This window comes from Parafannyhessea sp., from assembly GCF_051876455.1.
Classification (GTDB): domain Bacteria; phylum Actinomycetota; class Coriobacteriia; order Coriobacteriales; family Atopobiaceae; genus Parafannyhessea.
Genome location: NZ_JBJEHW010000041.1, coordinates 1 through 23,188, shown reverse-complemented (window position 1 = coordinate 23,188; position 23,188 = coordinate 1). Strand labels below are relative to the sequence as shown.

Sequence of the window (23,188 nt, the reverse complement as noted above, 5' to 3'; positions counted from 1 at the left end):
CGTTGAACGGCAGGAGCGCCGGCACGATGAGCGCGATGACCGCCTGGGTGGACATGTGCGCGTAGATGGGCGTCACGATGATGTTGGCGACGATGCAGAGAAGGACGCTCACGACGGCCCCGATCACCATGCCGACGATGGCGCCGCGCATGGTGGTGTCGCGCTTGTACACGAGCGACGCGGGAAGCACCATGGCGAGCGTCGCGATGATGGCCATCAGCATGCCCCAGAAGCCCGAAGCCGTGGCGATGTGGGGGAGGTAGCTGATGATGGACACGGCGACTCCCGTGGCGGGACCGAAGGCGAAGCCTGCGATGAGGCAGATGATCGCGGACGGGTCGTACTTGAGCCAGGGCACCGCGGGAAGGATCGGGAACTCGATGAAGAGCGTGCAGATGGCCGCGAGCGCGCAGAAGAGCGCGGTGACGGCGATGCGCTTGGTGCTCCAGCCCGAGCCCTGCTCCGTGGTGGAGTGGGTGTCGTGACGTGCGAAGGTGGAGTCTTGTGCCATGGTGACCTCGTTTCTCCCATCCGGACTGTGACCGTTGGTCCTGGCATCTCACCAGGTCAGCCGCTCTTTTCTGTGCGGCGCGCGGACTCGGGCACCTGCCCATACCGCCAGTGGGGAATTTCACCCCGCCCTGAAACTGACGGCAAGACCATAGCATTTCTCGCCCGCGTGGTGAAGGGGAGAAGTTCGTGCGGTGGCGATTCGTAACATTTCGCACGTGTGGGCAGTCCGTGCGGGGGCCCGGGGCGTCGGCCGAGGCGCCTTTGTGCCACGGGATGGCTGCTATAATCTTGGGGATGCAATGGCATGCGACGGCCGCGTTGGGGCGGCTTGAGGGAGTGTGATACGGGCATGTCTGACAGTGCCTACCACTTGGATACGTTGGGTTGGCGCCTGCGCGCCATCGTCGGCGAGGAGAACGTGCTCGAGTCCGAGCCGATGAGCGAGCACACGACGTTCAGGATCGGGGGTCCGGCCGACTTCTACGTGGTTCCGGACGACCCCGAGGAGGTTGGCGACGTGGTTGCCGCCTGCAGGGAGGAGGACGCGCCCTACTTTGTGCTCGGCTGCGGCAGCGACCTGCTCGTGAGCGACGACGGGTTCCGCGGCGTGGTGATCGCGCTGGCGGACGGCCTCACGAACGTGAGCGTGAACGGCGAGGAGATGACCTGTCAGGCGGGCGTCACGCTCAAGGAGGCGTCCGAGATGGCCTGCGAGCTGGGGCTTTCTGGCCTCGAGTTTGCCTGCGGCATTCCCGGCTCCGTTGGCGGCGCGTGCTTTATGAACGCGGGCGCCTACGGTGGCTGCACGTCCGACGTGCTCGAGAGCGTGCGCGCCCTCATGCCGGACGGGTCCGTCCAGAGCATCGACGTCGACGACCTGGCGATGGGGTACCGCAAGAGCCGCGTGAAGGACGAGGGGCTCGTCGTGCTCTCCGCGACGTTCAAGCTGCACGAGGGCAAGCCCGAGGACATCCGCGCGCGCATGGACGACTTCACGAGGCGCCGCGAGGAGAAGCAGCCGCTCGAGCTTGCGAGCGCGGGCTCCACGTTCAAGCGGCCCGAGGGCTTCTTTGCGGGAAAGCTCATTACCGACGCGGGGCTGAAGGGCTACCAGGTTGGCGATGCCGCGGTCTCGAAGAAGCACGCCGGGTTCGTGGTGAACCTGGGTCACGCGACGGCGGCCGACGTGCGTGCCGTGATCGCGCACGTGCAGGACGAGGTCGACCGCCAGTTTGGCGTGCGCCTCGAGCCCGAGGTGCGCTTCCTGGGCGAGGAGCCAGGGGAGAAGGGCCCGGCGCCGCGCGCCTAGCGGCCCCCTAAGAGGCGGATCCGCGCGAGGTGAGGTCCGCCATGGCGGCGTCGATGCTCGTGGCGACCGCCTGAACGGACGAGAAGTCCTCCGGCGCGTCCGAGAGGATCGCGACCACGTAGGGACCGCCCGTCCCCCACACGACGCCCGCGTCGTTTGTGGCGGGGCGGGCGTCGCCTTCTGCCGTGGGGTACCAGCCGGCCTTTGACCAGGTCTGGTGGGATGCGCCGAGGGCGTCCCTTATGGGCGAGGTGACGCGGTTGGCGAAGAGCGACTGCAGCGCCTTGGCCGCCGTGGTGCCCGACGTGAGGTACGCGTAGGACGCCTGCCACTCCTGCGCGAGCTGGCGTGCCGTGCTGAGCGGGTAGTGGGGCCGCGCGTAGTCGTCGAGCGAGAGGTAGGCACCCGTGGAGACGTCCGCCGACTGCAGCCACGCGAGGAAGTCCTGGCGTCCGCGTGCGTCGGAGAGCGCGACGTAGGTGTCATTGTCGGAGTTCAGGATGATGGGCGTTGCGGAAGCGAGCGCGTCGTCGAGCGAGAGCGTGCCCTTCTCGACCTCGAGCGAGAAGAGCGAGGTGACGTACGGACCCTTTATCGCGCTCGCGGTGTAGAACGCGGCGTCCGGGTCGTAGGCGAGCGTGTCCCCCGTGCCGAGGTCGATGGCGTATATGCCCAGGTGGTAGCCCTTCTCCTCGAACGCGGCAGCCGTCTGGAGCAGCTGCGTGCACGCCGTGCCGCCTGCAAAGGAACCCGCGCCCGTGAACTGGAGGTCCTGGCTCGCGCCGAGGGAGGCGCCGCTCACCCGGTGGGTCGAGGGCGAGGACTCTGCGTCGCGGGACGCGGCGGAGCGATGCGCATGGTGCGCGGCCTTTCGCGCCGTGCCGGACGTGCGCGCGACGGTCGCCTGGCGAGCGGGCGTGGGGGCGAGCGTCGCCTGGTAGACGCCCGTGTAGAGCGTGCCGATAAGGAGCGACGCCACGGCCACCTCTGCAAAGCAGAAGGGAAGGCCGCGGCGCGCGTGATGTCGTGCGTTGTGGTGCGTTGGTGTCAAGTGCCGGTCTGACCCTAGTTCTTGAGCGAGTTGATCGGTGCGGGGAAGCGGCCACCGCGGTGCGCGAAGACCTTGCCGGCATACGGGTTGACGTGCTGCACGGGCGCGGAGCCAAACAGGCCGCCGAACTCGAGCATCTCGCCCTCCTTCTTGCCGATGGCGGGGATGAGGCGCACGGCCGTCGTCTTGGTGTTGATGACGCCGATGGCCATCTCGTCCGCGATGATGCCGGCGATCGCCTCGACCGGGGTGTCGCCCGGGATGGCGATCATGTCGAGGCCCACGGAGCAGACGCAGGTCATGGCCTCAAGCTTCTCGATGGAGAGGGCGCCGTCCTCGGCCGCGCGGATCATGCCGGCGTCCTCGGACACGGGGATGAACGCGCCGGAGAGCCCACCCACGCTGGAGCTGGCCATGACGCCGCCCTTCTTGACGCAGTCGTTCAGCAGCGCGAGGGCGGCCGTCGTGCCGGGTCCGCCGCACTCGCCCACGCCGATGATCTCGAGGATCTTGGCCACGGAGTCGCCCGCGGCGGGCGTGGGGGCCAGCGACAGGTCCACGATGCCCTTCTCGACGCCCAGGCGCCTGGAGGCCTCGCGGCTCATGAGCTCGCCGGCACGGGTGATCTTGAAGGCGGTCTTCTTGATCATCTCGGCCACCTCCATGAGGCTGGCGTCCTTGGGCAGCTGCTCGAGCGCCGCCGCCATGACGCCGGGGCCGGAGACGCCCACGTTGATGACCGCGTCGGCCTCGCCGGAGCCGTGCGTGGCGCCCGCCATGAACGGCGAGTCCTCCACCATGTTGCAGAACACGACGAACTTGGCCGCGCCGTAGCAGTCGATGTCCGTGGTGGCCTGCGCGCAGTCGATCATGGTCTGGGCCGAGAGGAGCACGGCGTCCATGTTGATGCCCGCTCGGGTCGAGGCGATGTTGAGCGAGGAGCAGATGCGGTCCGTCGACGCGAGCGCCGAGGGAATGGACGCGATGAGGCGCCGGTCCGCCGAGCCCATGCCCTTCTGCACGAGCGCTGAGAAGCCGCCCATGAAGTCGATCCCCAGCGTCTCCGCGGCGCGGTTCATGGCCTGGGCGATGGGCGTTAGGTCCTCGTCCTTGCAGGCGGCCGCGATCTGCGCGATGGGCGTGACGGACACGCGCTTGTTCGCGATGGGGATGCCGTACTCGCGCTCGAGCTGCTCGGCCGTGGGCACGAGCCTCTCCGCGGTGGTGGTGATGCGGTCGTAGATCTTGGTGCACATGCGGTGCATGTCCTCGTCGGCGCAGCCAAAGAGCGAGATGCCCATGGTGATGGTCCTGAGGTCAAGATTCTGCTGGGAGACCATGCTCAGGGTCTCGGCTACCTCTTCTGGGGTGATTGCCATGAATACTCCTCGGTCGTGCCTGGCCCGCGTGGCGCGGGTGTTAATGTTGGGAACAGTATGCAACCATAGCGCCTCGCGACGTGCGTGGGCGCCCGCTCTCCCAAATGTTTACGAACTCGCCCTGCGTTGGGCGAGAAGAACGCGCGCCTTCGGCCGCAACGCGCCGCCACCGTGCGCCGCGCCGTTGCCTAGGCCTGCGTGCGGAACCGGAAGGCCGTGGTGAAGCGGAAGGCGTGCCCCGCCGCGTACACGGCCTGGGGGAAGTTCTTGTGGTGAATGAAATCCGGGAAGAATTGGGTTTCCAGTGCGATGCCGTATCCTGGGCCGTAGTGTGCGCCGTCCTTACCGCGAGCCTCGAGCGCGCCGGCACTGTACACCTGCAGGCCGGGCGAGTCGGTCAGCACGTCCATGCTGATGCCCGTGACGTCGCCCGTGAGCGTGCAGGCGCGCTCCAGGTGCTCGTCGTTGTGGAGGACGTAGTTGACGTCGTAGCCGCCCAGGGCGCGCACGCCTTCCTCGATCGGGCGCGGCTGCCTGAGGTCGAACGGCGTCCCCTCCACCGGGGCGACCTCGCCCTTGGGAATGTGGTGCTCGTCCGTGGGCGTGTAGGAGTCCGCCTCCACCTGAAGCGTGTGCCCAAGGGCGCTGCCCGAGGCGTGCCCGTTGAGGTTCCAGTACGCGTGGCACGTGAGGTTGACGAGCGTCGTGTCGTCCGGCATCGCGTCATAGTCGATGCGCAGGGCGTCGTCCTCGGTCAGGGTGTAGGTGACGTTCACGTCAACCGCGCCAGGGAACCCCTGGTCGCCGGGGCGGCTGTGGAGGTTGAGCGTGACGGAGTCGTCCGTCGCGCGGCTGGCCTGCCACAGGCGGTGGGAGTAGAGGTGCGGGCCGGAATGGAGGTTGTTCTCGCCATCGTTTGCCGTGAGGCGGTGCGTCGTGCCGCCCAGGTCAAAGCGTGCGCCCGCGATGCGGTTGGCGTTCCTGCCCAGGATGGCGCCCATGCAGTGGGGGTTGTCCAGGTAGCCGGCAACGCCGTCATAGCCCAGACAGACGTCCGGCCTCCCACCGTGGCCGTCCGGCACGCGCACGCTCACGAGGCACGCGCCCAGCTCGCAGATGCCAGCCTCCAGGCCGTGCGCGTTGCGAAGCAGGTGCAGGTGCACGTCACGACCGTCCGGCATGGTGCCGAACGCGATGGACTCATGGCTCATGGCTCCTCCAACCCTTGTGCCAAACGCCGCAAAGGGCGACTGTCACCATGCTACCCGAGCCGCCGGCCCCGGCGCCGCACGGGTGGACGAGCGGCTAGACCACCTCGGGCATCGACGTCGCGACCCGGATGACCTTGCGCACGCCCGCCTCGCGCAGGGTCCTGACCTGCTCGTCCGTGGCGCCGTCGTCCGTGATCACGGTGTGCGCCTCGGCAATCCCCGCAATGGGGTAGGTGTACACCTGACCGAGCTTCGAAGAGTCGAGAAGGACGAAGTGCTCGCGGGAGTGGGCGAGCATGAGCGCGTCCACGGCGCACTCGGGCATGGTGTTGGAGGTGAGGCCGCCCTCCGCGCTGATGCCGCTGCAGCCCATGAAGCACTTCGCGGCGTGGTAGCGCCCGATCACGTCCATGGTGAGCTCGCCCGTGAGCGACGTGCGCGGCGGCATGGCGTTGCCGCCGGTCAGGAGCACGGTCTGGCTGAGGGGTCCCTTGAGCAGCATGACCTTGCTGTTGTTGGTGATGATGGACACGTCCTGCGCCGTGATGCTCTCGATGATCTCCAGCGCGGTGGAGCTCGCGTTCACAAAGATCGCGTCGCCGTTGGCCACGTGGTGCGCGGCCTCCGCGGCGATGGCCTTCTTGGCGAGCACGCGGCGCGAGCCGGAGGGCCGCCCCAGCTCGTCCACCAGGCTCACGCGGCCGTACTGGCGCGTGACCATGCCCTGGCCCTCCAGGCTGTCCAGGTCGCGCCTGATGGTGAGGGGCGACACGTCAAAGCGTTCCGCGAGCTCCGCCACGCTGGCGCTCTCGCGCTCCTCGAGCAGCCTCACGATGGCCTGCCTGCGCCTCGTCACGAACGTCTCGCTTCGCCTCATGCGTCGACCGCCCCGTCCCGTAAGCCTTCCGATTGCCGCCCCGCGGCATTCCGTTCCCTACCATTTTATGAACGGAGTGAACGTTATGGGAGAGCGTTCTTTCCTATCTGGTGTTCCATTGCGCATAACAATTATAATATATGCATTTGTTAACATTTAGGCTCCTTGTGGTCGATTGCGGATTCAGAACGTTCATATAAGTAGAAATTGCTTCAAAATAGCAGGTAACAAGCACGGTGTATGTTCTTCTCGCCCGCGTTGCCCGCGCGTGCGCACGGCATTCCCCTGGGGTCGGACGTTTGAAAATCACAAGTAAACGGCTGAATAGTATTAATTTCTGATTGACTTTAGATTCACCATATGTCACATTTCGGCTGTGAGAGAAATTTGACGGACGCGCGGCCCGGCGGTCGGATGGATTCCGGCGCGTCGCCGCGCACGTGGCGCGAAGGCGCGCCAGAAGGGAGCGGGCAATGGCTAAGTACAGGGCGCTTGTGTGCTGCCGCGCCGGCGTTGGTTCCAGCGCAATCCTCGAGACCAGGGTTCAGCAGGTCGTGGCTAACGAGGGTTGGCCCATCAGCACGCAGCACGGCTCCGTCGACCAGATCAAGGACTTCGACGGCGACCTCATCATCACCATGTCCGACCTCGGCCTCATCCTCGAGGACGAGGGCAAGAAGGACCTTCCCTACGTGGTGAGCGTCCGCAACATCGTTGACGCGGACGAGATCAAGGCCGGCCTGGAGGGCTTCCTCAAGTCCAAGGGCGAGCTCGCCTAGGCGCTTTTCCCAGCTAATCCAGCCCCCTCGCGGGGCACATTCGAAAGGAAGTCCACATGGACCTTGGTACCCCTTGGAAGAAGCTCGACGCACCCGTCGCCGAGGAGGAGCTCGCGTGGGTCGACAGGTACTGGCGCGCCGCCAACTACATGTCCGTCGGCCAGATCTACCTGCGCAGCAACCCGCTCATGCGCTCGGACTGGGTGGACGAGAAGACCGGTGAGACCCGCGACTTCGGCCGCGCGGACGTGAAGCACCGCCTTGTCGGCCACTGGGGAACGACCCCTGGCATCAACTTCCTCATGGGCCACGTCAACCGCCTCATCCACGACCACGGCCAGAGCGTCGTGTTCTTCATGGGGCCGGGCCACGGCGGACCCGCCGGCACCTCGCAGTCGCTGCTCGACGGCACGTACCGCGAGATCCGTCCCGACATCACGGACGACGAGGCCGGCCTCGAGAAGTTCTTCCGCCAGTTCAGCTACCCCGGCGGCATCCCCAGCCACTTCGCGCCCGAGACCCCCGGCTCCATCCACGAGGGTGGCGAGCTCGGCTACACGCTCTCGCACGCCTACGGCGCCGTCCTCAACAACCCAAGCCTGCTCGCCTTTGCCGTCGTGGGTGACGGCGAGGCCGAGACCGGCCCGCTTGCCACGTCCTGGCAGACCAACAAGCTCGTGAACCCGCTCACGGACGGCATCGTGCTCCCCGTGCTGCACCTCAACGGCTACAAGATCGCCAACCCCACGATCCTCGCCCGCATCTCCGACGAGGAGCGCGACGAGTTCTTCCGCGGCATGGGCTACCACCCCTACACGTTCGTGGCCGGCTTCGACGACGAGTCCCACATCTCGATCCACCGTCGCTTCGCCGCGCTGCTCGAGCAGGTCTTCAACGAGATCTGCGACATCAAGTGGCGCGCGCTCGCCGGTGAGAAGGCCCGTCCCGCCTACCCGATGATCATCTTCAAGACCCCCAAGGGCTGGACCTGCCCCAAGTACATCGACGGCAAGAAGACCGAGGGCAGCTGGCGTGCCCACCAGGTGCCCCTGACATCCGCCAAGGACACGCACGAGCACTTCCGCGTCCTGCGCGGCTGGCTGCGCTCCTACAAGCCCAACGAGCTCTGGGACGAGAACGGCACCCTGCGCCCGGAGGTCACGGAGTTCATGCCCAAGGGCGAGCTGCGCCTGGGCGCCAACCCCAACGCCAACGGCGGCCTGATCCGCGAGGACCTCGAGCTCCCCGACATCCACGACTACGAGATTCCGGTGGCCGAGAAGGGCCATGGCTACGGAACCACCGAGGCCTCCCGCGTGTTCGGCAACTACACGGCCGACGTGCTCAAGCTCAACCTCACGAAGTTCCGCGTCTTCGGTCCCGACGAGACGGCCTCCAACCGCCTGCAGGCCGCCTACAAGCTCACGGACAAGCAGTGGGACGCCGGCTTCAACGCCGACCCCGAGAACGACACCTACCTCAGCACCACGGGCGGCGTGATCGAGCAGCTGTCGGAGCACCAGTGCGAGGGCCTGCTCGAGGGCTTCATCCTCACCGGTCGCCACGGCGTCTGGAGCTCGTACGAGTCGTTCATCCACGTGGTCGACTCCATGATCAACCAGCACGCCAAGTGGCTCGAGGCCACGGTTCGCCACATCCCCTGGCGCAAGCCCATCGCCTCCCTCAACATCCTGCTGTCCAGCCACGTCTGGCGCCAGGACCACAACGGCTTCAGCCACCAGGACCCGGGCTTCGTGGACCTGCTGCTCAACAAGAACTTCCACAACGACCATGTGACCCAGATCTACTACCCGGCCGACGCCAACATGCTGCTCTGCGTGGCACAGGAGGCCTACAAGTCGACCAACAAGATCAACGCGATCTTCGCCGGCAAGCAGCCCGCCCCCACGTTCCAGAGCATCGACGAGGCCCAGGCCGAGCTCGACCGCGGCGCCGCCGTGTGGGATTGGGCAGGCAACGTGCGTGACGGCCAGAAGCCCGACATCGTGCTCGCGTGCTGCGGCGACGTGCCCACGCTCGAGATGCTCGCCACCTCCGACGCCCTGCAGGACCTGGGCATCAAGGTGCGCTTCGTGAACGTGGTCAAGCTCCTTGCGATCCAGGACCACGAGGAGAACGACGCCTCGCTCACGGACGACGAGTTCAAGGCCATGTTCGGCGAGGACGTGCCCGTGCTCTTCGCGTTCCACGCCTACGCCCACACCATCTACGGCCTCATCCACGGCCGTCCCAACCACGACAACTTCCACGTCCACGGCTACATGGAGGAGGGCTCCACGACCACGCCGTTCGACATGCTGCGCCTGAACGAGATGGACCGCTACGCCCTCGCGGCACACGCGCTTGAGATCCTGGACGCCCAGAAGTACGCCGACAAGATCCGCGAGTACCGCGACTTCCGCGACGAGGCCTTCCAGTTCGCGGTCGACAACGGCTACGACCACCCGCGCTTCACGGAGTGGAGCTGGCGCGACGTCGTGGGCCAGGACAACTCCGCGGCCGCCATGTCCTCGACCGGCGGCGACAACGACGAGTAGTCCTTCTCGCCCGGCGTATGCCACGCATTCCCGCATGGCGCTTGCAGCGACATAGCACCTGTATGGAGGGGTCTCGCTTTGCGGGGCCCCTTTCGCGTGCGCGGATGCGCCGTGGTACCCTGCTTGCAGTGCACGGAAGGGAGCGGGTGTGATCCAGGACATTGGGGACCGAAGGTTCGACATCACCTATCGGGCGGTGGAGCCCGAGGCGGGGGACTACGCCCTCGCGTACCAGGGCTCGGCAACGCTTCTGGCGGAGAAGGACGGCTCCCTCGTGCTGCCGCGCGTCCGTGACTGGGTGCGCGGATCGGCCGGGGGCGGGCAGGCCGTTGCGGACCTCTGCCTGCGCTACCTCTTTTGCGTGGGCGACGCGCGGTTCTTCCTGGTGGACGACGCCGCCGTCGAGACGGGCGCGGTCGAGTGCCCGCCGGGCTTCGTGTTCGCCTCCATCCAGACCATGCGGTTCTACGAGCCGCGCTGGCTGGCTTACGCGGCCGTCGCGGGCATGCAGCTGTGGCGGTGGTACCGCAACAACCGCTACTGCGGGCGCTGCGGGGCGGAGCTCGGGCACGTGGCCACGAGCCGCGAGCTCGTGTGCCCCTCGTGTGGCAACGTGGTGTACCCGCGCATCAACCCCTGCATCATCGTGGGCATCTGCTGGGGCGACCGGCTGCTGCTCACCAAGTTCGCACAGGGGCGCATCAAGCACTACGCGCTCGTGTCGGGCTTCTGCGAGGTGGGGGAGACCCTGGGCCAGACCATCGAGCGCGAGGTGATGGAGGAGGTCAGCCTGCGTGTCAGGAACCTCCGCTTCTACAAGAGCCAGCCGTGGCCGTTTTCCGACTCGCTGCTCATGGGGTTCTTCGCGGACGTGGACGGCGACCCGATGGCCGCCCACCCCGACCACGTGGAGCTCTCCGTGGCGCGCTGGGTGCACAGGTCCGACCTGCCGACCTCGCACGAGGACACGTCGAGCCTCACGAACGAGATGATCGAGGTCTTCGCGCGCGGCGAGGAGCCACGCTAGGGGGTGCGCATGGGGGAGTATCGGCCCGGAGAGGGCGACCAGGGCGAGCACACGCAGTACGACTACGACGACCCGCGGCGCTACACGTCGCAGCGGCAGGGCAAGGCACCGGCCGCGCAGCCCGGCGGCGGGGCGGTCGTGAGCAAGCGCTCGCGACTCTCGAGCGCGCTGCACGACGCCGCGCGCGGCCGCGGCTCCGCCCAGCAGGGCTCGCGCTTCTCGCGTGACTCCCAGGGCAACGCCTACGAGTACGGCCAGCCCTACCAGGGGCAGTACGACCAGTACGGCAACGGCTACGGCGACCAGTACGGTGCTGGGTATGGCGACCAGTATCCCGACCAGTACGGGCAGTACGGCCAGGCCTCCGGCAACGGGGGCGGCGGTCTGGGCGGGTGGCTCCAGGACCGCCGGGCAAGGAGGGCGATGCGCCCGCGCCGCGAGCATCCCCATCGGGCGAGGAACGTGTTCCTTCTCGTCCTGGGCATCCTCGTGGCGCTGTACGTGCTGATCTGCGTGCCAATAGACCAGGGCATCGCGTTTTCCGACTCCGAGGCGCAGAGCCTTTCCGGCCAGACGTCCGCGCACATCCCGCTCACGCCGTACTACGTGCTGCTGCTCGGCTCGGACGCGCGCGAGGGCGACACCGTGAGCCGCACGGACACGATGATCCTGTGCCGCATCGACCCGATTCAGGCCAAGGTGACCATGGTCTCGATCCCGCGTGACACGATGGTGACGATAGAGGGCCACGGCACGCAGAAGATCAACGCGGCCTACGCATATGGCGGGGCGGCGGGTGCCGCTGCCGCCGTGAAGAGCCTCTTGGGCGTGAGCATCAACCACGTGGCGCTGATCCACTTTGACGGCGTGCAGACGCTGGTGGACGCACTGGGCGGCGTGACCGTGAACGTCCCCGTGGACATAAACGACCCCAACTACACGGGCCTCGTGATGTCGGCCGGCACGTACACGATGGACGGCAAGACGGCGCTGCTCTTCTCGCGCGTGCGCCATGGCTTTGCCAACGGCGACTACCAGCGCCAGCAGGACCAGCGGATCCTGATTGAGGCCATCATGAAGAAGGCGCTCTCCAACCCGCTGGCGCTCCCCACGGTGGGCAAGGCCATGGGAGGGCTCCTTTCCACCACGATGCGCTGCTACAACATCATCCCGCTGCTCGCGCGGCTCGCGGTGGGCACGCCCACCATCTACTCCGCGTCGATCCCCTCGACCACGCAGACCATAGGAGGGGTCTCATACGTGGTCGCCAACACGCAGGAGCTGGCCACCATGATGCAGGTGGTGGAGTCGGGCGGCGACCCCTCGACCGTGGCGAACGGGCTCTCGTAGGGGCGCCAGCGAGGCGGTGCGGCCGGCCTACCGCGCGGAGCTTACAGCGTGGAGTTGCGCACGCGAACCTCGTATCCCATGCGCAGCTGCCGTGCGACGGTGGTGCGGTCCGCGATGCGCTCGAGCAGCATGCGTGCTGCCTCCGTGCCGGACGTCCAGTAGAAGAAGTGGACGGTCGTGAGCGTAGGCGTCACGATCTGCGACAGGTCGGAGTCGCCCACGCCGCACACCTGCACCTCGTCTGGCACGGCATGGCCAAACTCGCGCAGGCAGGTCATGGCGCCGTACGCGATGGAGTCCGTCGCGCACACCACGGCGTCGAGCTCGGGGTAGGCGTCGAGCAGGCGCTCCGTGGCCTCGTAGCCGGAGTCGACCGTGAAGTCCGCCAGCTCGCACGCGCGCTCGGGCACCTCCACGCCGGCCTTGGCGCAGGCGTCCAGGAACCCCTGGCGACGGTTGTGCCCGGCAGAGACGTCCTTCTCCAACACGCCCACGTAGGCCGGGTGCTCGGCATGCCTGAGCACGATCTGCGTAAGGTCGAGAAGTGCGTGGTAGTCGTCCTGGTAGACGCACGAGTAGCCGCCGAGCTCCTGGTCGATGATCACGATGGGGACGCTGAGGTTTGCCATGGCCTTGAGGTGCGCGTCGTCGAAGTAGGTGGCGATCAGGATGATGCCGTCGACCTCGTTTCCCTCCGAGAAGAGCCGGAGGTAGTCGACCTCGGCGCTGCCGTTGTTGTTGGTGTTGGCCAGCAGCAGGCGGTAACCGCGGTCGTTCAGCACGCTCGTGATGCCGCCGACGATGCGGCTGACGGATGCGGAGTTGATCTTGGGGAGGATGACGCCGATTACGTCCGTCTTGCCGGTGCGCAGGGTCTTGGCCTGTTGGGAGGGGGTGTAGCCCGTCTCCTCGATCACGCGCTTGATGGCCTCGCGCTTCTCCGTGGACACGTAGCCATCGTTGAGGTAGCGAGAAACGGTTGAGCGAGACACGCCTGCCATGCGGGCGATTTCCGTGATGTCCATCGGCCTTCCCTTCGACCCCTCTATGGTACGAGCCGCCCGTTTTCGGGACCGCGAGTACACACCAAGCCCACAACGATTTGTGCCCGCTGCCGCCGTGGGTGAGTTTGGTATGGTCTTGGTGCTCTTCTCCGCCACGGACTTTCCAGGGTAGGGGCATCAATCATACTGAGTGGGCTGGTACAGGGTCCGCAATGCGCCGCCGGCCGGCATGGCGCGAGGGGCTGGGTTTCATGAAGAGAGTAACTTTCTACTACGTTCGCCACGGCAGGACCGAGTTCAACCGCGACGGCATCATCCAGGGTGGCCGCGTGGACTCGCCGCTCGTGGAGGAGAGCGTCCCCACCATTCGCGAGAGTGCGAAGGTCCTGGCGGACGTCGACTTCGCGCGGTGCTTCGTGTCGCCGCTGGGGCGCGCGCAGCAGACGGCCGACGTGCTGCTCGAGGGGCGTGACGTCGAGAGGCGCACGCTCGAGGGACTGAGGGAGTTCGACTTTGGCGGCATCGACGGCAAGCCCTACAAGGGCAACCGCCTTGCGTTCGCGAGGTGCTTCCTCAGGCAGGACTTCTCGTCCGTGGGCGGCGAGAGCGGTGCCCAGGTGCGCGAGCGCGTGCGCCGTGCGTTCAAGAAGATGTACAAGGAGAGCTTGGACGGGGACAGCGTGCTCGTGGTGGGCCACGGCGCCTACGTGCGCTACGTGGTGCAGGAGTTCGCCAAGATGACGGCGTTCTCGCGCAGGGTAACGAGCACCACCATGCGCGTGCCCAACGCGGGGATCGCCCTGGTAGTCGCCGTGGACGGCGACTTCGAGCTCACGTGCATGCCCGTGAAGGCGGAGCGGTTCAAGAGGATCATGTCCAGCACGCTCGTCTAAAAAATGATGAAGAAGTCCGAGAGAAGTCCGGACAACCCCGAAACTGAAAGCAATTTCAACAGTATCTGACTACAGTCTCCCTTTGTGCCCGCGGTCGCAGGACATCTCCGCCGGCACGGTTGCGATCATTGGAGAATTGAATGTCAGAGGAAGTACCTACCAGTTTCGAGAGAAGGCTCGACGCGAAGCTCGTCCTTTCGGTCATCGCGGCGGGCATCATGTCGTTTTCCGGCGTGTGCGTAGAGACCGCCATGAACGTGACGTTCCCCACGCTCATGGCGGAATTCAAGATCGACACCGCCACGGTGCAGTGGATGACCACGTCCTACCTGCTCGTCCTCGCGTCGATTGTCCCCACGTCCTCCTACCTCAACCGCAGGTTCCGGACCAAGACCGTGTTCACGGTGTCGATGTGCTTCTACATCGCGGGCATCGTGACGGGCCTCACCGCCGTGAGCTTTCCCATGCTGCTCTGCGGCCGCATCCTCGAGGGCATCGGCACGGGCATCGCCCTGCCGCTCATGTTCAACATCATCACCGAGCAGGCGCCCCTCAAGAACATGGGCGCCATGATGGGCATCGGCACGCTGGTGACCGCGATGGCACCGGCAGTCGGACCATCGGTCGGTGGCTGGCTTGCCGAGAACTTTGGCTGGCGAGCGATATTCGCCGCGCTTCTCCCCATCTTGGTCGTCGCGTTCGCGCTGGGCATCGGGTCCATCCGACAGAGCCACCCCGTGGAGAAGCACAAGTTTGACGCCCGCGGATGGGCGTTCCTATCGCTCTCCTTCGTGTGCCTCGTGTTCGCGGTCGACTTTGGCGCAAGGCTGGGGTGGGGGAGTCCCGCTCAGCTCGCGCTCTTCGCGGGATTTGCCCTCCTACTGGCGCTGTTCGTCAGGCACGAGAAGAGCGCGGATGCGCCGCTCGTCCACCTTTCCGTATTCGGGAACTCCCGCTTTGTGCTGGGCGTGGTCTCCTTGGTCTGCCTGCAGTTCGTGGTGCTGGGACTCTCCTTCCTGCTTCCTAACTACTCGCAGCTCGTTATGGGCACGGGGCAGACGGAGGCCGGCTCGATTCTGCTGCTTGGATGCTTTGTCGGCGCTCTGATGGCACCACTCTCCGGCCAGATTCTGGACAAGCTCGGCGCGAGGAAGCCCATCCTCACGGGCGCGTCCTGCGCGCTCGTCGGCGTCGTCCTGCTCGAGCTGCTCAGCGGTGGCCTTCATACCGCACAGGCGACGGCCGTGTACGTGTGCTTCGCCTTTGGCCAGAGCCTGATGGTTGGCAACACCATGACCGCGTCGCTTGAGCGCCTGCCCGAGTCGACCCGTGCCGACGGCAACGCGGTGATCAACACGCTGCAGCAGCTTGCCGGTGCGCTGGGCACGAGCGTAGCGAGCGCAATCGTCAACGCGGCACAGTCGGGTACCAGTAACGTCGCACGCGCGACGATGCTTGGCACCAGGTCCGCGTACCTCGTGCTGGCCGTGGTGATGGTGGTACCGCTGCTCTGCATGGAGCGTGCGACGCGCGCCACGAAGGATGCGGCCTAGCCGAGCCTAGCCGAGGAAGTGTTCCTTGGCGAAGCCCATCCGCTGGACGCACTCCATCGTGCCGACGTACTTGCCCTCGCGGTCTCGGACGGCCATGTAGCGCACCAGCACGGGCTCCCCGCCCTTCTCCATCCAGATATCCACGGACTTCTGCGAGGTGGTCTTGAGCGTGTTGATCACGCCCTTGACCATCTGCTGGACCTTGGGCGGGTGGCAGTTCCACACCTTGCGGCCGAGGGCGGAGGCGGGACGCTTGAAGAGCTTCTTCTCTCCGTCGTCGTTCCAGTAGCGGTTGACCTCCTCGTCGTCGATGAACGTGATCTCGAGGGGGATGGTATTGAGCATGGCGTCGAGCTGCTCGGGGGTGAAGTTGCCGGACGGCAGGGAGATGAGGGAGCCAATGCCCCCGTCCTTGCCGTCGGCCCCCTTGACGCTGGACGAGAGCTTCATGTCGTTGAGGATGTACTTCTCGCCCGTCTGCCAGACGCCGACCGTCTCGGCGTCCACCATGCAGAGGTCGTAGCCCTTCAAGTCGAAGTACATCTTCAGCCACTCGTCGTCGGTGAAGTTGTCGACGCAGAGGGGGAGCAGGATGTTGGCCTCCTTGTAGACCATCTCCTCCGCGCGGGTGAAAACGGCCTCCGCGCGCTCCCTCCAGGCATCGTCGGTCGTGGTTGCGCTGGCAAGGTAGCGAAGCTCGTGGCGGATCTCGTCGTCGACGCCCCACATCACGTCCGCGGGTCCGCTGTAGCCATGGTTCACCTTGAGGATGGGGTAGAGAAGGTCACCCTTCTTGGAGTAGTGAATTCCCACCTGCTGGAGCTTGGCGATCTGCTCGCGCTCAGCATCGGTGCCGAGCGCCTTCCGCGCGGCCGCGACCGCCGCACCAATGGCATCGTTCTCGAGGGAGAAGACGCGGACCGGGTGTCCGGGGATGTTCGTGAGGACCTTCGTCTCGAATTCCGATCCCGTGCCCATGTTGGTCGCGAGGGAGTCCATGACCGCCTTCTCGGCATTCGCGATCTTCTCCTCCTTCGTGGCGCCGTGGAACAGGGCGGAGTGAACGTCGCAGAGCCTCTGGACGTCCTCGATCTTGGCGCCGCCCTCGATGAGGGTCTGCTCGGCGCGAGCAATCTCGGCCGCGTCGACGTTCTCGAAGTTCGCCACGAAGTCGGTGCGCACGTCCTCGAGGGGCTCGCCGGCGGAGAGGCGCGCCACGTAGCTCTGGAGAAGCTGTTGCCTGCCCTGCACGCCGTCGGCAGCCTGATTGCCTGCGGGATTGGCGGCAGCCTTCTGGCTGTCCGTCGGGGCGGCTTGCACGGGTGTGTTGGGTTTGGGGTTCGGGTTAGCGGCCTTGCCCTCGACTGAGAAGCCGTTGTCCTCGAGTGTCGCGAGCACCCTGTCGAGAGGGATGCCCTTGACCTGTGCGCCCTTGGGGATGGTCATGACGCGACCGACGGAGTTGAGCGCGACCGGCTTAGCCATCTCCGTGAAGCCCAGGGAGACCATCACGTCTACGATTTCCGGATACTGCTCCACGAGGTCGTGAACGCTCTTGTTGAGGTCGAGATACTTTGCCATGCGAGCCTCCGATTTGGTTGGTGGTGCGAAGCCTTTTCACACCGCATACGCTATCGGGACCTATTGCTAAAGAGTGTTGCAACTGCAACGCGAACAACAAATTACTACAAATGTAGTAGGAATTAAGCGCTCATCGTGCGCGGTACTCTGCCACTTGCCCGCGGACCATCTTTCAAGAATGGTCTGCGTCCCTCTTGAGTTTGTCTTCCATCGCCTGGACTAGGAATTCGAGCCAGGACTCCCTGTCGTGAATGACCTGGGAGACTGCATCGTCAAGCTCGGACGACAACTCGCCCGTTACCTTCCCAGCGGAAACGTAGTCTAGGAACTCATCAAGTCGGGCGTTATCGTGCGGTGATGATGCACCAGCCACAAGGAGTGTCGTATGCCTGTGCTCGTCAAGCACCAGGCTGGGATCCTCTTCGCACCGGTAAGCGAACTCGTATACCTGGCGATCGAGGCCGAGTGGGTCAAACGTACAGATGAAAACGACGTATGAGCTGTCGGGTTCGTCATAGAGGGATTCGCTTTGGTAGAGTTGCCCGACCGTCATGACGGAACTGTAATAGCGTGCGCGATTGGGCAGGTCATGCGTATCTGTGACATGCATCTCTAAGGCATAGCGCCTGCCCTGGTCGTCCCGAGCATAGACGTCTGGACGGACGCTGCGGCCGAACCCTACTGTGTTCAGTTCTTCTTGACTGCCAATGTGAACAAGGTTCTCTATGCGGTTGCCGGTGACGGCCTCGAGGACGTTCTTACAAAGCTTTGGGTTCTGCATTGCCTTGCCGAAGACGAAGCCGTTCGTAATCGTGAGATCGTTCCAGAGGCTCTTTGTGCGCTGCAACAGTGATTCGAGGTCTTTGTCCATGACTGTCTCCAATCTCGGGAACAACAGTTCGTGTAATAATAGTAGTCTAAAAGCAAGATGAAAGCAATAATAAAGTTAAATGAAAGATATCTGTAATATTGTGAAAATGACGAATGGTGGCGGGGGAGGCGCCCCTTTCCGACCAATTGTTTCGGCTTGGAGAATGACCGAGGTTTTCCGTCTCACGGTCGTTCGAGAAGTGCGATAGTACCCTCACCGCGTCCGAGTGGGCGCGTCGTTCAAAGGAGCCCAAGCGATGACCGACTTCATCGTTGCGCACATGATTGACACCGACCTCGCGGCCAGCCGCGTGGTACTTGGTGCCGTACGTGGGCTCCTACTAGCGAGCGTGCGCTAGGCCACATTACATTGTTGGCTAGCGCGTAGGTTCGACCCGCCGATTTCATCGGGGTCTGGCGCTCGCATAGTCATCCTTACATATTTATGCGGCGTCGGATTCTTCGGCGGATGGTTGCTTGTACCGTTACGAGTCACCCCATCCGAGAGGAGCCATCGCATGACCCGCAAGATCAACATTTTCGACACCACGCTGCGAGACGGGGAGCAGTCGCCCGGCGCTTCCATGAACACCGAGGAGAAGCTCGTCATCGCCCAGGAGCTGCTTCGCATGCACGTGGACGTCATCGAGGCCGGCTTCCCGATCTCCTCGCCCGGCGACTTCCGCTCCGTACAGGAGATCGGACGCCTCGCGGGCGACGACGCCGTGGTAGTAGGGCTCACGCGTGCCGTAGACAAGGACATCGACCGCGCCGCCGAGGCCCTGAAGACCGCCAAGCGTCCCCGCATCCACACTGGACTCGGCGTTTCTCCCCAGCACCTGCGCGAGAAGCTCCGCATCACGGAGGACGAGTGCATCGAGCGCGCGATCCACTGCGTCAAGTATGCCAAGAAGTACGTGGATGATGTCGAGTTCTATGCCGAGGACGCCGGCCGTGCCGACCAGAAGTTCCTCGAGCGCGTGATCCAGGCGGCCGTCGACGCCGGCGCCACCGTCGTCAACATCCCCGACACCACGGGCTACCAGATGCCTGACGACTTCGGTGCGCGCATCAAGGGGCTGTGTGACAACGTCCGCGGCATCGAGAACGTGACCATCAGCGTCCACACCCACAACGACCTTGGCATGGCGACGGCGCTGGCGCTCGCGGGCGTCAAGAACGGCGCGACGCAGATCGAGTGCACCATCAACGGCTTGGGCGAGCGCGCGGGCAACACCGCGCTCGAGGAGGTCGTCATGGCTATCAAGATGCACGGCGACGAACTCGACGCGCATACCGACGTGGTCACGCAGGAGCTCACGCGCGCCAGCCGCCTGGTCAGCCGCATCACGGGCATGAACGTCCAGGCCAACAAGGCCATCGTGGGCGCCAACGCCTTCGCGCACTCCTCCGGCATCCACCAGGACGGCGTCCTCAAGGCACGCGATACCTACGAGATCATCAACCCCGAGGACGTGGGCGCCGCCGGTTCCGAGATCATCCTCTCCGCGCGCAGCGGCCACGCGGCCCTTAAGCACCGCCTCGCGGAGCTGGGCTACACGTTCTCGCCCGAGGAGTACGACGACATCTACAAGCGCTTCCTCGAGATCGCGGACCAGAAGAAGGAGGTCTACGACGAGGACCTCGAGTCCATGGTGCAGGAGCGCCAGCGCGACGCCACCGCCATCTACACGCTCGACGCGCTGCAGGTGTCCTGCGGCGACCCGCTGGTACCCACGGCGACCGCCACGATCACCGACGAGCAGAGCGAGAAGCACGTGGTCTGCGCGACGGGCACCGGTCCGGTGGACGCGGCCTACAAGGCGATCGACCAGGTCGTGTCCGTCCACGGCGACCTGCAGGAGTTTGCCGTCAAGGCGGTCACCCGCGGCATCGACGCCCTGGGCGAGGTCACCGTACGCATCCAGGCGGAGGACGGCCGCGTGTTCACGGGCCGCGGCTCGGACAACGACATCGTCGTCTCGTCCGCGAAGGCCTACGTAAACGCACTCAACCGAATGATCCAGACCCAGCGCGCGAACGAAGGGAAGTAGCACATGGGAGCCACCACGGGGGCGCAGGTCATAGTCGACACCCTCGTCGCGGAGGGGATCGACACCGTCTTTGGGTATCCCGGAGGCACGGTGATCGACCTGTTCGACGCACTTTACGACGCGACGGACAAGATACGCGTGATCGAGCCGACTCACGAGCAGCACGGCTGCCACGCCGCCGACGGCTACGCCAGGGCGACGGGCAAGACGGGCGTGGTGATCGCGACATCGGGACCGGGCGCAACGAACCTGGTAACGGGCATCGCGACCGCATACCTCGACTCCGTCCCCCTGGTGGCGATAACGGGCAACGTATCGAACAAGATGATCGGCACGGACGCGTTCCAGGAGCTGGACATCACGGGCGTGACGCTGCCGATCACCAAGCACAACTACTTCGTGCGCGACGCCAACAGGCTGCAGGAGGTGCTTCGCGAGGCCTTCGAGCTCGCCAACACCGGAAGGCGCGGACCGGTCCTGGTGGACGTCCCCTCGGACGTGCAGAAGGCCGTGGTGGAGGAGGGGCCGCTGACCCCGGCGCCAATCCCTTCTCCCCTGCGTGCGTCGGAGGCGGACCTCATGGCGGCCGCAGAGGCCATCAACCGGGCAAGGCGGCCCTTCGTGTACTTTGGCGGGGGAGCGCTGGCCTCGGGCGCCTCGCAGGAGATCGTCGACCTCGCCCACAAGATCGGGGCGCCCATGGGGTGCTCGCTCATGGGCATATCCGCCATCCCGACGGACACCCCCGGCTTCCTGGGGATGGAGGGCATGCACGGCCACTACGCGAGCACGAAGGCCATGTACGAGAGCGACTGCCTGATCGCGCTTGGCGCCCGCTTCAACGACCGCTCAACGGGTGACCGCACCAAGTACGCGCCGAGCGGCAAGGTCGTCCACGTGGACGTGGACTCGTCGGAGTTCAGCAAGAGCCTTGAGGACATGGTCGAGGTCAGGAGCGACGTCAGGACCTTCCTGCAGGACGTGATCCAGTACGTGGAGCCCAACACCCACGAGGACTGGCTGCGCCACGTGAGGGAGCTCCGTGCCCAGGAGCGCGGCTACGCCGACTATCGGGAGGGACTGACCCCCAAGAACGTGATGGAGGCCATCAACGCCATACGTCCCGAGGACGTGCCCGTGGTGACCGACGTGGGCCAGCACCAGATGTGGGCGGCGCAGTTCCTGCGCTTCACGAAGCCGCGGACGTTCGTGACGTCGGGCGGGCTCGGCACGATGGGCTTTGGCATGGGCGCCGCGAACGGCGTCGCGCTCGCGACGGGCGGGCCGTCGATCCTCGTGACCGGCGACGGGTCCTTCGAGATGGACATGGCCGAGATGATCACGGCGGCCGACCACGGCATCCCCGTGATAATCGTGCTGCTGAACAACGGCGTCCTGGGCATGGTGCGGCAGATGCAGTCGCTCTTCAAGAGGCAGCGCTACGCCATGACGACGCTCAGGCACCGCGGGCTCGACTTCTGCGAGGTCGCGCGGGGCATGGGGGCAAGGGCCACGAGGGTCTCGACGCCCGAGGAGCTGACGCAGGCCCTGCAGGACGCCCTTCTCGCCCAGGCGGACGAGAAGGGCGCGGGGCCGCGGCTGATAGAGGTCCCCATAGACGAGGACGAGTTCGTGACGCCCGTGCTGCGCATAGGCGCCTCGATGGATGAGCTGATCGTGAACATGGACGACGTGCGTTCCAGGATGGGCAGGTAGCAGATGACCTCATACAACATCGCCATCATGGTCCGGAACGAGTATGGCGTCCTGAACCGCGTGACCAGCATGTTCAGGCGCCGGCAGTTCAACATCACGAGCCTGACGGTGTCAGAGACCGAGACGGAGCAGCTGAGCCGCATCACGGTGCAGTACGAGGGCGAGGAGCGCTCGAAGCGCCAGCTCGTGGCGCAGCTGGCCAAGCTGCCGGACGTGATCTCGTGGAAGGAGTTCGACCCCGAGGACTCCATCAGCTGCGAGCTGCTGCTCATCAAGATGGCAAACAACGAGGAGACGCGCTCGCAGGTACTGGACGCGGCGGAGGCCTTCAGGGCCAAGATCGTGGACTACACGCGCGACTCCATCGTGTTCAGGATCGCCGGCGGGTCCCGGCGCATCGACAACTTCATCGACCTCATGCGCGACTTCGAGATCCTGGAGGTCTGCCGCACGGGAGTCGTGAGCCTGGAGCGCGGACCGAGCGTCATGCGCAATGTTGCGAGCGTCTAGCGGTCCCATTTTGTAGGAAATGTGCCTAGATAGCGAGCGTGTTAACAAAGGCAATCCCAGACCCGTGCGCGGGGCTGTGATGCATAGAGTTACCAGCACCATCAACCGACTAGCGAAAGGGAGAAGTCAGATGGCATTCAGGATGTTCCACGAGCAGGACTGCGACGTCAGCAAGCTGGACGGTAAGAAGGTCGCAATTATCGGTTATGGCTCCCAGGGCCATGCCCATGCGCTGAACCTCAAGGACTCCGGCGTGGACGTCAAGGTCGGCCTGCGTGAGGGCTCCAAGTCCAAGGCCAAGGCCGAGAAGCAGGGCCTCGAGGTCGTCTCCAACGCAGAGGCTGCCAAGTGGGCAGACATCATCATGATCCTGATCAACGACGAGTATCAGGCCGCCATGTACAAGAAGGACATCGAGCCCAACCTGACCCCGGGCAAGACGATCGCCTTCGCGCACGGCTTCAACATCCACTACGGCTGCATCGAGGTCCGTCCCGACTGCAACGTCATCATGGTCGCCCCCAAGGCCCCCGGCCACACCGTCCGCTCCACGTACCTCGAGGGCAAGGGCACCCCGTGCCTGGTCTGCGCTCACCAGGACGCCACCGGCGACGCCTTCGACCTCGCCCTGGCCTACGGCGCTGCCATCGGCGGAGCCCGCGCCGCCCTTCTTGAGACCGACTTCAAGACCGAGACCGAGACCGACCTCTTTGGCGAGCAGAACGTCCTCTGCGGCGGCGTGACCGACCTGATGGAGGCTGGCTTCAACACGCTGGTCGAGGCTGGCTACGATCCTCGCAACGCCTACTTCGAGTGCATCCACGAGATGAAGCTCATCGTCGACCTGATCTACGAGAGCGGCTTCTCCGGCATGCGTTCCTCCATCTCCAACACCGCCGAGTACGGCGACTACACCGCCGGCCCGCACGTGATCACCGAGGCTGCCAAGGAGG

The 23,188-nt window shown here is 65.3% G+C and carries 19 protein-coding genes and 1 riboswitch; of the genes, 11 read left to right on the top strand and 8 right to left on the bottom strand.

Features of this window, described 5'->3' with window-relative positions; genetic code table 11:
• On the bottom strand, window positions 1-511 hold a 511-nt coding region (locus ACI38Z_RS02055; protein WP_439788525.1), incomplete at its 3' end, for an ECF transporter S component.
• Window positions 512-515: 4 nt separating this feature from the next.
• Window positions 516-653, bottom strand: a riboswitch (FMN riboswitch).
• A gap of 209 nt (window positions 654-862) precedes the next feature.
• Here ACI38Z_RS02055 and murB point away from each other — a divergent pair.
• A complete protein-coding gene (gene murB, locus ACI38Z_RS02050) occupies window positions 863-1,822 on the top strand; it encodes a UDP-N-acetylmuramate dehydrogenase (RefSeq protein WP_439788524.1) in 960 nt (319 codons plus the stop codon).
• A 7-nt stretch (window positions 1,823-1,829) separates the two neighbouring features.
• Here the strand turns inward: murB and ACI38Z_RS02045 are convergent, their stop codons facing one another.
• The 4 genes from ACI38Z_RS02045 to ACI38Z_RS02030 form a co-directional block, all read right to left on the bottom strand.
• Complete coding sequence (locus ACI38Z_RS02045; RefSeq protein ID WP_439788523.1) at window positions 1,830-2,801, bottom strand: serine hydrolase; 972 nt, start codon at window positions 2,799-2,801, stop codon at window positions 1,830-1,832.
• 86 nt (window positions 2,802-2,887) lie between these two features.
• Window positions 2,888-4,252: a PFL family protein gene (locus tag ACI38Z_RS02040; protein ID WP_439788522.1), complete on the bottom strand. Its 1,365-nt coding sequence runs from the start codon at window positions 4,250-4,252 to the stop codon at window positions 2,888-2,890.
• A 188-nt stretch (window positions 4,253-4,440) separates the two neighbouring features.
• On the bottom strand, window positions 4,441-5,463 hold the full coding sequence (locus ACI38Z_RS02035) for an aldose epimerase family protein (RefSeq protein WP_439788521.1): 1,023 nt from the start codon (window positions 5,461-5,463) through the stop codon (window positions 4,441-4,443).
• 94 nt (window positions 5,464-5,557) lie between these two features.
• The gene (locus tag ACI38Z_RS02030; protein WP_439788520.1) at window positions 5,558-6,340 is read right to left on the bottom strand and encodes a DeoR/GlpR family DNA-binding transcription regulator; all 783 of its coding nucleotides are present in this window, start codon (window positions 6,338-6,340) and stop codon (window positions 5,558-5,560) included.
• A gap of 473 nt (window positions 6,341-6,813) precedes the next feature.
• Between ACI38Z_RS02030 and ACI38Z_RS02025 the strand changes: the two genes are divergently transcribed.
• The 4 genes from ACI38Z_RS02025 (at window position 6,814) to ACI38Z_RS02010 (ending at window position 12,054) form a co-directional block, all read left to right on the top strand.
• Window positions 6,814-7,119, top strand: a complete 306-nt coding sequence (locus tag ACI38Z_RS02025) for a PTS sugar transporter subunit IIB (protein ID WP_439788519.1) — start codon at window positions 6,814-6,816, stop codon at window positions 7,117-7,119.
• Window positions 7,120-7,175: 56 nt separating this feature from the next.
• Window positions 7,176-9,677: a phosphoketolase family protein gene (locus tag ACI38Z_RS02020; protein WP_439788518.1), complete on the top strand. Its 2,502-nt coding sequence runs from the start codon at window positions 7,176-7,178 to the stop codon at window positions 9,675-9,677.
• A gap of 148 nt (window positions 9,678-9,825) precedes the next feature.
• On the top strand, window positions 9,826-10,704 hold the full coding sequence (gene nudC / locus ACI38Z_RS02015) for an NAD(+) diphosphatase (RefSeq protein WP_439788517.1): 879 nt from the start codon (window positions 9,826-9,828) through the stop codon (window positions 10,702-10,704).
• 9 nt (window positions 10,705-10,713) lie between these two features.
• Window positions 10,714-12,054, top strand: coding sequence for an LCP family protein (locus ACI38Z_RS02010; RefSeq protein WP_439788516.1), 1,341 nt, complete (start codon window positions 10,714-10,716; stop codon window positions 12,052-12,054).
• 41 nt (window positions 12,055-12,095) lie between these two features.
• Here ACI38Z_RS02010 and ACI38Z_RS02005 read toward each other — a convergent pair whose 3' ends face one another.
• Window positions 12,096-13,079, bottom strand: a complete 984-nt coding sequence (locus tag ACI38Z_RS02005; protein WP_439788515.1) for a LacI family DNA-binding transcriptional regulator — start codon at window positions 13,077-13,079, stop codon at window positions 12,096-12,098.
• Window positions 13,080-13,309: 230 nt separating this feature from the next.
• Between ACI38Z_RS02005 and ACI38Z_RS02000 the strand changes: the two genes are divergently transcribed.
• Window positions 13,310-13,951: a histidine phosphatase family protein gene (locus tag ACI38Z_RS02000; RefSeq protein WP_439788514.1), complete on the top strand. Its 642-nt coding sequence runs from the start codon at window positions 13,310-13,312 to the stop codon at window positions 13,949-13,951.
• A gap of 140 nt (window positions 13,952-14,091) precedes the next feature.
• The gene (locus tag ACI38Z_RS01995) at window positions 14,092-15,504 is read left to right on the top strand and encodes a DHA2 family efflux MFS transporter permease subunit (protein WP_439788513.1); all 1,413 of its coding nucleotides are present in this window, start codon (window positions 14,092-14,094) and stop codon (window positions 15,502-15,504) included.
• Window positions 15,505-15,510: 6 nt separating this feature from the next.
• Here the strand turns inward: ACI38Z_RS01995 and ACI38Z_RS01990 are convergent, their stop codons facing one another.
• Window positions 15,511-17,085 (bottom strand): DUF438 domain-containing protein, encoded by a 1,575-nt coding sequence (locus ACI38Z_RS01990; protein ID WP_439788512.1) that lies wholly within the window; start codon window positions 17,083-17,085, stop codon window positions 15,511-15,513.
• A 172-nt stretch (window positions 17,086-17,257) separates the two neighbouring features.
• Window positions 17,258-17,956: an Rpn family recombination-promoting nuclease/putative transposase gene (locus ACI38Z_RS01985; protein WP_439788511.1), complete on the bottom strand. Its 699-nt coding sequence runs from the start codon at window positions 17,954-17,956 to the stop codon at window positions 17,258-17,260.
• Between the two features lie 517 nt (window positions 17,957-18,473).
• Between ACI38Z_RS01985 and ACI38Z_RS01980 the strand changes: the two genes are divergently transcribed.
• The 4 genes from ACI38Z_RS01980 to ilvC all read left to right on the top strand — a co-directional run.
• The gene (locus ACI38Z_RS01980) at window positions 18,474-20,009 is read left to right on the top strand and encodes a 2-isopropylmalate synthase (RefSeq protein ID WP_439788510.1); all 1,536 of its coding nucleotides are present in this window, start codon (window positions 18,474-18,476) and stop codon (window positions 20,007-20,009) included.
• Window positions 20,010-20,012: 3 nt separating this feature from the next.
• A complete protein-coding gene (gene ilvB / locus ACI38Z_RS01975; RefSeq protein WP_439788509.1) occupies window positions 20,013-21,725 on the top strand; it encodes a biosynthetic-type acetolactate synthase large subunit in 1,713 nt (570 codons plus the stop codon).
• Between the two features lie 3 nt (window positions 21,726-21,728).
• Window positions 21,729-22,235: an acetolactate synthase small subunit gene (gene ilvN / locus ACI38Z_RS01970; RefSeq protein WP_439788508.1), complete on the top strand. Its 507-nt coding sequence runs from the start codon at window positions 21,729-21,731 to the stop codon at window positions 22,233-22,235.
• 130 nt (window positions 22,236-22,365) lie between these two features.
• Window positions 22,366-23,188 (top strand): ketol-acid reductoisomerase (ilvC, locus tag ACI38Z_RS01965; protein ID WP_439788507.1); only part of this gene is annotated, 823 nt, incomplete at its 3' end.

Excerpts from the sequence above, each read along its gene's own strand:
- murB (WP_439788524.1), top strand. The coding sequence starts at position 863 with ATGTCTGACAGTGCCTACCACTTGGATACGTTGGGTTGGCGCCTGCGC.
- ACI38Z_RS02040 (WP_439788522.1), bottom strand. The coding sequence starts at position 4,252 with ATGGCAATCACCCCAGAAGAGGTAGCCGAGACCCTGAGCATGGTCTCC.
- ACI38Z_RS02035 (WP_439788521.1), bottom strand. The coding sequence starts at position 5,463 with ATGAGCCATGAGTCCATCGCGTTCGGCACCATGCCGGACGGTCGTGAC.
- ACI38Z_RS02030 (WP_439788520.1), bottom strand. The coding sequence starts at position 6,340 with ATGAGGCGAAGCGAGACGTTCGTGACGAGGCGCAGGCAGGCCATCGTG.
- ACI38Z_RS02025 (WP_439788519.1), top strand. The coding sequence starts at position 6,814 with ATGGCTAAGTACAGGGCGCTTGTGTGCTGCCGCGCCGGCGTTGGTTCC.
- ACI38Z_RS02020 (WP_439788518.1), top strand. The coding sequence starts at position 7,176 with ATGGACCTTGGTACCCCTTGGAAGAAGCTCGACGCACCCGTCGCCGAG.
- ACI38Z_RS02010 (WP_439788516.1), top strand. The coding sequence starts at position 10,714 with ATGGGGGAGTATCGGCCCGGAGAGGGCGACCAGGGCGAGCACACGCAG.
- ACI38Z_RS02005 (WP_439788515.1), bottom strand. The coding sequence starts at position 13,079 with ATGGACATCACGGAAATCGCCCGCATGGCAGGCGTGTCTCGCTCAACC.
- ACI38Z_RS02000 (WP_439788514.1), top strand. The coding sequence starts at position 13,310 with ATGAAGAGAGTAACTTTCTACTACGTTCGCCACGGCAGGACCGAGTTC.
- ACI38Z_RS01995 (WP_439788513.1), top strand. The coding sequence starts at position 14,092 with ATGTCAGAGGAAGTACCTACCAGTTTCGAGAGAAGGCTCGACGCGAAG.
- ACI38Z_RS01990 (WP_439788512.1), bottom strand. The coding sequence starts at position 17,085 with ATGGCAAAGTATCTCGACCTCAACAAGAGCGTTCACGACCTCGTGGAG.
- ACI38Z_RS01985 (WP_439788511.1), bottom strand. The coding sequence starts at position 17,956 with ATGGACAAAGACCTCGAATCACTGTTGCAGCGCACAAAGAGCCTCTGG.
- ACI38Z_RS01980 (WP_439788510.1), top strand. The coding sequence starts at position 18,474 with ATGACCCGCAAGATCAACATTTTCGACACCACGCTGCGAGACGGGGAG.
- ilvB (WP_439788509.1), top strand. The coding sequence starts at position 20,013 with ATGGGAGCCACCACGGGGGCGCAGGTCATAGTCGACACCCTCGTCGCG.
- ilvN (WP_439788508.1), top strand. The coding sequence starts at position 21,729 with ATGACCTCATACAACATCGCCATCATGGTCCGGAACGAGTATGGCGTC.